Origin of the sequence: Pseudomonas sp. 3-2 (genome assembly GCF_019710535.1) — a bacterium.
In the GTDB taxonomy this organism is placed as follows: domain Bacteria; phylum Pseudomonadota; class Gammaproteobacteria; order Pseudomonadales; family Pseudomonadaceae; genus Aquipseudomonas; species Aquipseudomonas pharyngis.
In genome coordinates, this window is record NZ_CP081200.1 from 2,430,071 (window position 1) to 2,441,955 (window position 11,885).

Genomic DNA, 11,885 nt, shown 5'->3' on the forward strand with positions numbered 1-11,885 from the left:
TCCGTTTCACTGCACGCTAGGGCTGCAGATCGGGGTGATCGGCTGATCGTTGATGACCTTGTGCGCGAAAGGCACCGAGTCCTTGAGGGAGGCGTTGACCGTTTCGCTATGCCCCAACCCTTTGTAGAGATGGCCCTCAACCACGGAGCCGGTCTTGCAGGCGTCTTGCATCAGCGCGACCTGGGTCGAAGCCGCAGGGGTTTTATCTTCAGCACCGGTGCCAATGAAAATCGGTTGGGCCAGTTTCAGCGTCGGGTAAGACACTTGCTTCTGCCACGCCGCAAGCTGGTCGCCCTTGTAGTCTTTTTTGGCGTTTGCCGGCGTCAGGCCGACACCCACCACATCGCTGACCAGCGCCGCCAGGCAACTGGTGCGGGCCTGCTCGAAAAGAGGCAGCGCCTTGTCGGTGTAGAAGTCCTTGGGGTTGATGCTCGGGTCGTACTGCTGGGCCGCCAGCAAGGTGTAGAAGCCATAGGCGAGGGACGCGTCGACCTTATTGACGTCCTGTTCACCGACGTTTTTCGCACCCACGGTGTAGATCACGCCGGTACCGATACTGCCTTTGACGCCGAGGTCGGGCGCATAAGTCGGCGCATAGGCCGCCGAAGCGAAGGCGCCGGCGCCCCCCTGGGACTGACCGACGATCAGCACTTTGTTGGCCAGCCCCGGAACACCGGCGACCACGGCTTTGGCCGCATCGAGAATGCCGTAGGCCGCCATGCGATTGTTCAGCAACGGGTGACCACCGGGTACTCCGAGGCCCTGATAGTCGGTGGCGACAATGGCATAACCTTCGTCCAGCCAACGGCTGAGGTACTGCACGTCGCGATAGGAACGGCCTTGCCAGGACGGCGCGCAAACGTCCGCTACACCGACGGTGCCATGACCCCAACTGGCGACCGGCCAACCTCCGGCGGGCGCCTTGCCCTTGGGCAGGAACAGCGTGCCCGAGACCACGATCGGGGTTTTGTTGTCGATGCCGTCGGTGGACGTGTAGAGAATCCGTTGCGCGCTGGCGGCGTTGGGCAGGCTAAGGGTCTTTTCCAACGGCTCGCTACGCAGCAGTTTGCCGGGCGTCGCCGGGATTACTTCTTGCCAGGTGTAGAACGCCGAGACACGGCCGTCACCTTGCTGCGGATCGGGTTTTGGTGCGTGTGTACCGGCCGCCATAGCTGTGATGGACAGCGCCAGGAAACTTAAACCGAAGACGAATTTTTGCGGCAGTTTCATCAGGATTTCCCTATTCATGGATTGTTGCTGACCTGGGCACGCAGGGCCGGCCAGTAGTCGGTAAGTTTCAGATCGATCAGCGCCTGGTTGGTGAAACCGGTGGCCAGCGAAGGGGTGATGTCGTAGTTGTCGCGAATCAGGTGATTCGCCAGGGCGTAAGCGGTCAGGGCCTGGTAATGGGCTTTGAGTTGTTGGTCGCTCTTCGGCGCCCAGCGCTCTTTCCAGGTCACCGGATCGTTCTGGTCATCGCGACGCAGCACGCTTTCAGCCGTACCGGCGCGTGAGGAGAGTTGGTAGTAGGCGTCCTGGTTCTGTTCCTCAGAGATCCACCAGGCTGCCTTGACCCATGCCGTCGCCAACAATTGCGTGACATCGGGGTGCTGCGTGACAAAGTTGTCGGTACCCCAAAGGTCGGAGACCAGGCGCCAGTCGTTGGCTCCTTGCTTGGTCGACCACAGAATCTTGCCCACGCCTTTGTCCTCAAGCGCGTAAGCCTCGCTGAGCAGCACCGCCGCATCGACTTTTCCAGCGGACACCGCCGCGGCACCGACTTGCGGGTTGAGGTTGGCGATTTTGAAATCGTCGAGCTTCAGGCCTTTGCTGGCGAGAAAGTTGCTGAAAGCGAATTCCCAAGGACGACCGCGATGCAGAGCCAGGCGTTTGCCTTTGAGGTCTTCAATGCTCTTGGCCTCGGAACCCGCCGGCACCACCAGGTAGATGTTGTTGCCGCTGCCTCCGGGCACGATCAATTTGCCCGGCACGCCACCCGCGCCGGCGATCACTGAGGGCAGATCGCCGCGTACGGCAAAGTCGATGCTGTTGTTGCTGAAGCCTTCGTTGATCTGCGGACCGGCGCCGGCGTGGGGCAGGGCGATCCACTCGAGTTTCACGCCGCGTTGGCTCAGTTGCTGTTCAAGCCAGCCGTCCTCGATAACGCGTCCGGCAATACCGCCAAACACCGGCTTGCCGCCTTGGGTGTAGGCAACGATGGCGATCTTCACCGACGTTGGTGCCTGTTCGGCCAGTGCGGTGGCACTGAGTAGTAAGCCGGTCAATGCGACCAGGCCGTTGCGCCAGAAACGCTTCATAGAAATCTCCCTAAATGGCCAATAACGAAACTCAATCTGTAAGAGTCGGCTTGCTGGCGAGGAGGCCCTTAAGCTTTTGAAAATGCCATCGCTGGCAAGCCAGCTCCTACAGGTGGAACGTTGTTAGGAGGGAGAGAGCAGATTGCATGCCACACCGTGAAAAACCGGCTGCAGGCCTTGCGCGGTGTGTATTTCGGGATGGGGGAAAGCGAGAAGTGAGGCGGTGGGTGCTGATCAGCAAGCAGGGGGATGCTTGTCAATTGCTGCTCCAGCAACACGTGAAGAGCAATCGAACGATATATTCTAAACCGGAATATACAAATGCTAATTAATAATTTTTTAGTCTAAATATCTTAGTGCACTATTGAGCACGCGCTTTTACTGCCAGGAATGCACCATGTCGCTGATCACTCATCCAAATGCCCGCGAATTGACCAAGTCGGTAAGGGCCACCGTTCTGGTGTTCAAGGACCCGCGCTCACAGGAGTTGCTCAGTCGTATAGAGCGCCTGGCGCCCAGTGAAGCCAACACGTTGATCATCGGTGAAACCGGAACCGGCAAAGAGCTGGTTGCCCGCCATATTCATAATTTGAGTAGAAGAGGGCGCGATCCTTTCGTTGCAGTGAACTGCGGCGCCTTCGCCGAAACCCTGGTGGAAAGTGAGCTGTTCGGCCACGAAAAAGGCGCATTCACCGGCGCCACTTCCAGCAAGGCCGGTTGGTTCGAAGCTGCCAATGGCGGCACGTTGTTTCTTGATGAGATCGGTGATTTGCCGCTGAACATGCAGGTAAAATTGCTGCGGGTTTTGCAGGAGCGCGAAGTGGTGCGCCTGGGTTCGCGTACGCCGATTCCAATCAACGTGCGCTTGGTGGCCGCGACCAACGTCAACCTCGCGGATGCAGTGGTTGCCGGCCATTTTCGCGAGGATCTTTTCTACCGATTGCACGTCGCCACGATTCGCCTGCCGCCGCTGCGGGAGCGACCGGGCGACATTTTGCCATTGGCTGAGTTTTTCCTCGAAGAACACTGCCAGCGCTTGGGTTACAACCGTGCTTCATTGAGTGTCGAAGCCGAACGAAAACTGTTGGAGCACAGTTGGCCGGGCAACATCCGTGAGCTGGAAAACTCGATTCATCATGCCTTGCTGGTGTGCCGCAATCAGCGGGTTGCACCGGCGGATCTGCATCTGGTGGACATGCGTTCCTCGGGTATCCGCCAAGAACAGGAACAGGCCGTTCATGCAAGTCCCGGCATCGCTGGGCCAGTGAACCTGGAAGCAGCACTCAACGCGTTGTTCGAGCAAAATATTCCAGACCTGTACGAGCACATTGAAGAAACCATTTTCCGTGCGGCCTACCGGTTTTGCCATGGCAACCAATTGCAGACTGGACGACTGCTGAACATCAGCCGCAACATCGTTCGGGCGCGACTGGAAAAGATCGGAGAGTTGAACAAACCGTTGTCGGTGGAGGAGTAACAGGTCACCGTGACTGCCTGATACGGAGTGAATGATCGTTCAGCGAATCAGCGAATCAGCGAATGACGGCTTCTGGCCGATTCTGTTGAAAAAGTCTGTAATCCGAGTCCGGGAAGCCTTTGCCAAAAGTAAAGATTTCAATCTCGGACGCGTACTTTTCAGATGCACAAACTATGGCCGACTTTTTCAACAGAATCGGCCGATTTCTGCCGGTTATGACGGGCCGGAATCGACCCGGAGCAAGCGCTCAGCGGTACCTACGAAACAATGAGGAGTCCAGCACTAAAGAATCCTACTTATGAAGGCTGTAGGGATTCAGTGGCGGCGTACGCTGGAAAAGAGATCATCGACTCGGTCTGTGGGTGCTCGTAGGTCGAGGACAACACAGCACTGAGTCGATCGCCCAACAAATTCCAGGCGCGCTTTTTCTCTTCGGCATAATCATGATGCAGGTAGTGCCGCCTTACCCGCGAGCCGGCCAACACATGGTTTTGGCAGCGATCGATGACGTCCAGGTTGACACCCAAAGCCTGCATCATGGTCGCACCGGTGCGGCGTAGGTCATGAGGTGTCCAGTCGCCGTTTTGGCCGTCGGCAAGGACCAGGGTATCGTCATGACGCCGTCGTGAAAGGGCCTTGCGGTTTTTGAACCGGGCTTGGCGGTCACCCACCTGTTTACTCACCACTTTCACGTCCACATGCCCATCATCCTGCTTATTGGGAAAGCACCACTGAGAATCTCCCGTGAGGGTCTTGAGTTCCTGAAAAAAATGCAGGGCGAAGGGCGAGAGGAAAACATGGTGGTCCTGTTTCTTGCCGCGGGTGCCTTTGACGTTTTCACTGGGGAGGAACCAGGTCTGTTGGTCCAGATCGACATTTTTCCATTCGGCCTGCAGCAACTCGCCAATCCGGCACAGGGTGCCTAGGCTGATCCAGAGCGCGAGTTGGGTTTCCTTCTTTAGCGGCCGAATGCCCTCGTATTTTTGCCCGGCGGGGAGGGCGTTGTAATCGGCGGTCATTTGCTGGAAGCGGTTGTGCAACTCCAACAGCTCAGCCGGGGAAAAGATGCGGCTTCTTTCCGCTTCGTAGTCGGCAGGGATCAGGGGGGCGATATCGACCAGTTCCGTCGGATCACCCTCGACCAATAAAGCCCGCCAGGGTTGGCGCTTTCTGGCCCAGCTGAACATCTGGGTGAGGTCGGCAAAGAAGCTGATGGCTTGCCGGTGAGCGCCGCGGTTGACCACGGCTCGGATCAGCGCCCGAACATCGTGTTCGGAGACGCTGCTCACTGCGGTCTTGCCGAGTGCAGGCAAAAGGTCCTTGTTAAAACGACGTTGCAACTCGGTATTGCCGTCTTTACGCGCGACGCCATCCAACAGCCAGGCCTGGGCCAGATCCTGGACGGTCAGTGTTTGCACCTTCGTCGTTTTTACTTGTTCGGCCTCTACGTTAGCAGCGGCGTATGCCTGTGCCTTGGCGGTTTTCTTTTGCTCGTTGGGATTGATTTGCTCATCAATGAGCGCTCGGGCCTGGTTGCGTGCTTTGCGGATGTCGGTCAGGGATTTGCGCGGCCAGGAGCCGCAGGCGTACTCTTTGTTCTGCTCGCCCCAGCGATACCGATAGAAAAAGCTGACCGATATACCGTCCTTACGCACGGAGATTCGACCGGCGAGATTACCATCCTCCCGGAGGATGCGGCCGGCATCTTCAGCGGTCAGCGACTCGAGTTCTTTGATGGTAATTTTGGCCATGAAACGGACTCCCCCTACTTTTACCCCCACAAAAACGTCGGCTCTTGATGGACGTTACTGGACTCTCGTAGAGCAGAACACCGCTGGAGCTCAAGTAAATACTAGCTTGGAAAAATCCAGAGTAAAATTTTGGAGTCTTTCAAGAAGTATGAAAAAGGAGATGGGGTGCTAGGGGTCGAGTGTTCGAATCACTCCGTCCCGACCATTATTCCTGAGTAAAATCAGACACTTAAGCCGATCACCTGGATCGGCTTTTTTGTGCCCGCGAAAAACTGCTGTCGCAGCAAAACCGTTCAAGGTTTCTTTTCTTCAACTCCATCCTTCGACCCGCTGGAGGTTTGCGCATCCTTATCTGTCTCGTGGGACTCTGCACCGGAGTTCGACCCCGAGGCTTCTTCACCCTTTTTGTCGGCCTTGTCTTCCTTGGATTCGGTGCCTCCCTGATTGACCCCGGGAATACCCGTAGGCGGAACGGTGCTGCCCGCCATCGACAGCGGTGCGGTGGCAGATAAAAGACTTCCAAGCATGAGGGCTGCAATGGTTCTGTTCATCGTCGGGCTTCCGCGTCAGGTGGATAGACGTTGGAAGTTCTGACGCGGGGTAAAGTGCCGGTCAACTGACGGGCGGGTACCGTATCGCGGTGTGGCGCAGTTTATCTCAACGGTACAGATAATTACGGCCATGCTTCACTGCTCTCGCAACTGGCTCCACTCGATGCCGAACCGTCCGAGGTATTTTCTCAATCGGTCCGCATCATTGGGCTGCGCCTTGGTCTGTCGCGACACACCGAACAGTCGCCTGCCGGCATCCGACAAGCTGTCTGCCTGTCTGCAAACCTCGAGCACCGCCTTCAATTGCAGTCGATCGAACAGGTCCAGCGTCTGCGCATCGCCCGGCAGATCATTCGTCATCCCGGCCGGTTGCGCCAGGCCCCACGCATACCGCAGCCGATCAATTTCCTCCTCGACCTGCGCTTCATCGATTCGCCCGCTGTCGGCCAGCGTCGCCATGCGCGTGATCGAGGCCGAAAGCTCGCGGAAATTGCCCAGCCACGCAGCTTCCCGTGAGCTGGCGAAACTCAAGTAGCGCCGTCGGGCTTCAAGGTTGAAGCGCACCAGTTGGCCGTGTTCGCGCGCGTGGCGTTCAAGCTCGAAATCGATGTTGGGTTCGATGTCTTCGCGGCGACCCGCCAGGCCCGGCAGGTCGAACGTCCAGAGGTTGATCCGTGCGTAGAGATCTTCCCTGAACAGACCTTCGGCGACGCGACTGCGCAGGTCGCGGTGGGTGCCGGCGATGATCAGGAAGTCGCTGTCGACCTCCTTGTCCGAGCCCAGCGGGAAGAAGCGCTTCTCTTCGATGGCCTTGAGCAGCATGGCTTGTTCGTCCGCGCCCAGCTCGCCGATCTCGTCGAGAAACAACATGCCGCCGTCAGCGGCCCGCAGCAGACCATCGCGGGCGTTTTGCGCGCCGGTAAAGGCGCCTTTGACGTGGCCGAACAGCGCGGACATTGCCCCATCGCCACGCAGGGTAGCGCAGTTCACTTCAACGAAACGCCCCTGCATTTGATGGCGACTGCGTTTGAGCTCGTAGATACGTCGGGCGAGAAAGGATTTGCCGGCGCCGGTCGGGCCGATCAGCAGCATCGGCGCTTTGGAGCGGACGGCCACGCGTTCGATCTGCTCGATGGAACGGTTGAAAGCTGTGTTGCGGGTGGCGATGCCGGACTTGAGAAATTCCAGGCCTTCCAGACGTTTGTGGGTGAAGCGTGAGGCAATCCTGTCGTAGCGCGACAGATCCAGGTCGATCAGGGCGTGGGTGCCGGTGGCTGGTTCTTCTTCGCTCTTGCGGCGGGCGGGGGAGGTCTGGATCAGGCGCGCGGGCAGGTAGCGCGCCTCGGTCAGCAAGAACCAGCAGATCTGCGCGACGTGGGTCCCCGTGGTGATGTGCACCAGATAGTCCTCACGCTCGGTATCGAAGGTGTATTCGGAGGTGAAGTCGTGAAGTGCGCCGTAGACCTCCTCGAAATCCCAGGGGTTGCGCAACGCCATCGGGTGCAGGCGCACTTCCGTGCCCGGCGACACCTGACGGATGTCCTCGCGAATGCGTTCGGCCAGGCTCGCGTCCCGTGCATCTGTGCCGTGTATCAGTTCCAGGCGATGGATCAATACGTCCGGTTGCTGGCACAGGCCCACACTAGGCCGCCAATGGTTCCAGCGATTGGCGCCTTTGCCTACGCGATCGAGGGTGGCGCCGATGAAACCGATGGCGACGGTGCGCTTGCTGGACATTGATTATCCTGAAAGATAAATGACGATAGCCAATGATAGTCTTCGAGGGTGTTATCTGTCGTGACGAAAATTCAGGAATGCTCGTTCTTAAAATAAAACTCTTTAAAATCAAATAGATAAAAATAATTCACGAACGTTTTCAAAAACTGGCACAGCGGCTGCAATACCTCTCGCAACGAACAGGACAACACAGCGAGACGCCACGATGGCCAACTTCAACCTCTTCAACACGCAATCGAAAAGCCTGCCGGCGTGCGACACCTTGAATGCTTCCGGAGCCGCGGCTTATGCCTATACGCCCAAGCATCAACTGGCACAGTTGGCAGTCACCGGTTGCCTGAATTCGACCTTTTACGCATCCGCGCAAAGTCAGTTGGATCAGGTGTTGAAGCTGGTGGCGGAGCTGGACAGCCGCTTCGTGGCGAATGCCGCTCTTTACGCCCGTCAAAAGGGTCATATGAAAGACATGCCGGCGTTGTTGCTGGCGGCGCTGACCGCTCAGCGTTCGGCTTTGGTGCCAGAGGTGTTCGGGCAGGTCGTGGACAGCGGCAAGATGCTACGCAATTTCGTGCAGATCCTGCGCAGTGGCGCTACCGGTCGCCGCTCCATGGGTTCTCAACCCAAGCGTCTGGTGCAGAACTGGCTGAACAGTGCAACCGAGCGACAGTTGTTGCAGGCATCGATCGGCAATCAGCCTTCGCTGGCGGATGTGGTGAAGATGGTTCACCCAAAACCGTCCGAGGCCTGGCGCGAAGCGTTTTTTGCCTGGGTGATCGGTAAACCGGTGGATGCACAGGCGTTGCCCGCACTGACTCGCGATTTGCTGGCCTTTCGCAGCGGTGCGAGTGATCAAGTGCCTGAAGTGCCGTTTCAATTGCTCGGTAACGAAACCTTGAGCAAGGAACAATGGGCAGCTCAGGCGCGGAACATGGGCTGGCAGGGCCTGCGCATCAACCTCAATACGCTGGCGCGCCACGGCGCTTTTGAAGTACCGGGTTGCACCGAATATGTGGCCGCTCGGTTGGCGGATCCTGAAGCGGTCGCTAAAGCGCGGGTGTATCCGTACCAGTTGCTGGCGGCGTATCGGATGGTTGGCGATGACGTGCCGGCGCCGATTCGCGAGGCCTTGCAGGATGCGCTGGAGCTGTCGTTGACCAATGTGCCGAAGCTTCAGAGTGCGGTGGTAATTTGCCCGGATGTTTCCGGCTCGATGGGCAGCCCGCTGACCGGTTACCGTCAGGGCGCGACCACCGCGGTGCGCTGCATCGATGTGGCGGCGTTGATCACGGCGGCGGTGTTGCGTAAACAGCCGACGGCGCGGGTGATGCCGTTCGAATGGAAGGTGGTGGATATCACCCTCAACCCGCGCGACAGTGTGATCAGCAATGCCGAAAAGCTTGCGGGCATTTTCGGCGGCGGAACCTGCTGCTCGGCGCCGTTGAAGAAACTGGCGGACAGCAAGGCCAGGGTCGATACGCTGATCATGGTGTCGGACAACGAATCCTGGATCGATGCGCGACGCCAGGGCGCCAGCGAGACGATGCTGCAATGGGAACGGATCAAGCGGATCAACCCCCAGGCACGCCTGATTTGCATTGACCTGCAACCGGGTTGGGCGACACCAGCGGCGGATCGTGACGACATCCTGAATGTCGGCGGTTTCAGTGACGCGGTGTTCGATGTGATCGAGCAGTTCACTGCCGGCCTGTACGGACCGCAGCATTGGGTCGAAGCGATTGAAAGCATGGGATGAGGCGATGAGCCGCCCAATGAATTGATTTGTCACGGGCACTGAATGCCGGTGGGACTACATCCAAGACGTCTCACCAAACCCTTGTCAGGGTTCGTGACGGCACGAATGCCGATGGCTGTACATCTGAGGCCGGCTAACCCCGGTGCGCGGTAACGCGCAACAGTCATCAACCTTTGTCGTGCCACCTTTTTTGAATCTGCCGGCGAATGCCGGTGGAACTACCTGAAGAATCGAGATGATGAAAGAACACACTTACCAATTGCTGGAAGTCGCCAACGGCAAACCGATCAAACTCTGGACCGAAGGCGTCCCGGTGGAAAACGAAGCGCGCGAGCAGTTGATGAACACGGCGAAGATGCCCTTCATCTTCAAGCATCTGGCGGTCATGCCAGACGTCCATCTGGGCAAGGGCTCGACCATCGGCAGCGTGATTCCCACAGTCGGCGCGATCATCCCGGCAGCGGTCGGGGTGGACATCGGTTGCGGCATGATTGCCGCGCGAACTTCGCTGACCGCGGCCGACCTGCCGGACAATCTGCATGGCCTGCGCAGTGCCATCGAGCAAGCGGTGCCCCATGGCCGCAGTTCGACCCGGTCGCGCCGTGACAAAGGCGCCTGGGACGAGATTCCGCAACAGGCCGATCAGGCCTGGGCGGCGTTGAATCCACGGTTCAAGGCGATCACCGACAAGTACCCGAAACTGGCCAACACCAACAACCGCGGGCATCTCGGAACACTGGGCAGCGGTAACCACTTCATCGAAGTGTGCCTGGATGAGGCCAACCGGGTCTGGTTCATGTTGCACAGCGGCTCGCGCGGTGTCGGCAACGCCATCGGCAACCTGTTCATCCAGATGGCCCAGGCGGATATGCGTCAGCACATCGCCAACCTGCCGGATCGTGACCTGGCGTACTTCGAAGAAGGCAGCCGGCACTTTGACGATTACGTGGAGGCGGTGGGCTGGGCTCAGGATTTCGCCAAACAGAACCGTGCGCTGATGATGCAAGCGGTGATTCAGGCCACGCGGCAGATCATCCGCAAGCCATTCGACGTCGCGCTGGAAGCGGTGAACTGCCACCACAACTACGTGCAGAAAGAGCGGCATTTCGGCGAGGACATTCTGGTCACCCGCAAAGGCGCGGTGTCGGCGAAAAAGGGCGAGTTGGGGATCATCCCCGGTTCGATGGGCGCCAAGAGTTTCATCGTGCGCGGTCTGGGCAACGAAGAATCGTTTTGCTCCTGCAGCCACGGTGCCGGTCGGACCATGAGTCGTACCAAGGCCAAAAACACCTTTACCGTCGAAGATCAGATCCGTGCCACCGCGCACGTTGAATGCCGCAAGGATGCTGCGGTGATCGATGAAATTCCGATGGCCTACAAGGACATCGACAAAGTCATGCACGCCCAGCGTGAGCTGGTTGAAGTGCTGCACACCCTGCGTCAGGTGGTGTGCGTCAAGGGATAACGCGTGCCGCAAGGCACGCCGGAACAAGGATTGAAGGACATGAAATTCGAAGAACGTCACCCGCTGTGCGGCGTCATGCGCGGCCGGGTACTGGAAGAACTGGCGCGCATAGAGCGCGAACGCAATGTCACGGTGCTGTACGCCTGCGAGTCGGGCAGCCGGGCCTGGGGTTTTGCCTCGCCGGACAGTGATTACGATGTGCGCTTCGTTTATGTGGAGAAACCGGAGTGGTTCGTCCAGGTCGATGCGCCGAGCGATGTGATCGAGCGACCGCTGGATGACGAGCTGGATGTCAGTGGCTGGGAGCTGCGCAAAACCCTCGGGCTGTTGCGCAAATCCAACCCGACCTTGCTCGAATGGCTCGACTCACCGCTGGTTTATCGCAGCGAGACCGCAGCGGTTTCTCAGCTGCGGGCACTGGCCGAGGCGTTCTACAGCCCGCCAGCCGCGCGCAATCACTACCTGTCGATGGCGAAGAAGAACTTCCGTGGTTATCTGCAAGGCGAAAGCGTGCGGTTCAAGAAGTACTTCTATGTACTGCGGCCCCTGCTGGCGGTGCGCTGGATCGATCAGGGACGCGGTCGGCCGCCGATGACGTTCAGCGATCTGCTGAGCACCGTCGATGACCGGGCCTTGCTCAATGAGGTCGACGAACTGCTCGCGCTCAAGCGCAATGCCGACGAAAGCGCTTACGGTCCTCGTCGTCCGGCGCTGCATGCGTTCATCGAGGAGGAACTTGAGCGTGCGGTGCCGACATTGCCCCGAACCCGGGAGGATTCGCGCCAGCTCGATCAATACCTGCGGGAAACCGTTGGTTTGTACGCCTAAGGAAA

Annotated in this window: 9 protein-coding genes; 4 read left to right on the plus strand and 5 right to left on the minus strand. The window is 58.6% G+C overall.

The annotated features are described in order from the left end of the window. Positions 1-6: 6 nt before the first annotated feature. Complete coding sequence (locus tag K3819_RS11055) at positions 7-1,230, minus strand: lipase family protein (protein WP_221399289.1); 1,224 nt, start codon at positions 1,228-1,230, stop codon at positions 7-9. A gap of 14 nt (positions 1,231-1,244) precedes the next feature. Further along, on the minus strand, positions 1,245-2,318 hold the full coding sequence (locus tag K3819_RS11060; RefSeq protein WP_221399290.1) for an ABC transporter substrate-binding protein: 1,074 nt from the start codon (positions 2,316-2,318) through the stop codon (positions 1,245-1,247). Between the two features lie 397 nt (positions 2,319-2,715). On the opposite strand from K3819_RS11060, the gene K3819_RS11065 reads away from it, so the two are divergent. After that, positions 2,716-3,795, plus strand: coding sequence for a sigma-54-dependent Fis family transcriptional regulator (locus K3819_RS11065; protein ID WP_221399291.1), 1,080 nt, complete (start codon positions 2,716-2,718; stop codon positions 3,793-3,795). A gap of 296 nt (positions 3,796-4,091) precedes the next feature. Here the strand turns inward: K3819_RS11065 and K3819_RS11070 are convergent, their stop codons facing one another. The 3 genes from K3819_RS11070 to rtcR all read right to left on the minus strand — a co-directional run bounded on the left by K3819_RS11070 (position 4,092) and on the right by rtcR (position 7,834). Further along, entirely contained in the window at positions 4,092-5,546 is a 1,455-nt protein-coding gene (locus tag K3819_RS11070; RefSeq protein ID WP_221399292.1) for a site-specific integrase, read from the minus strand. A 293-nt stretch (positions 5,547-5,839) separates the two neighbouring features. Beyond that, complete coding sequence (locus K3819_RS11075) at positions 5,840-6,097, minus strand: hypothetical protein (protein ID WP_085612789.1); 258 nt, start codon at positions 6,095-6,097, stop codon at positions 5,840-5,842. Between the two features lie 135 nt (positions 6,098-6,232). After that, on the minus strand, positions 6,233-7,834 hold the full coding sequence (gene rtcR / locus K3819_RS11080) for an RNA repair transcriptional activator RtcR (protein ID WP_221399293.1): 1,602 nt from the start codon (positions 7,832-7,834) through the stop codon (positions 6,233-6,235). A gap of 205 nt (positions 7,835-8,039) precedes the next feature. Between rtcR and K3819_RS11085 the strand changes: the two genes are divergently transcribed. The 3 genes from K3819_RS11085 (at position 8,040) to K3819_RS11095 (ending at position 11,880) form a co-directional block, all read left to right on the plus strand. Beyond that, positions 8,040-9,587 (plus strand): RNA-binding protein, encoded by a 1,548-nt coding sequence (locus tag K3819_RS11085; RefSeq protein ID WP_221399294.1) that lies wholly within the window; start codon positions 8,040-8,042, stop codon positions 9,585-9,587. A gap of 238 nt (positions 9,588-9,825) precedes the next feature. Beyond that, a complete protein-coding gene (locus K3819_RS11090; protein WP_085612896.1) occupies positions 9,826-11,052 on the plus strand; it encodes an RtcB family protein in 1,227 nt (408 codons plus the stop codon). A gap of 39 nt (positions 11,053-11,091) precedes the next feature. Further along, positions 11,092-11,880, plus strand: a complete 789-nt coding sequence (locus K3819_RS11095; RefSeq protein WP_221399295.1) for a nucleotidyltransferase domain-containing protein — start codon at positions 11,092-11,094, stop codon at positions 11,878-11,880. Positions 11,881-11,885: the final 5 nt, after the last annotated feature.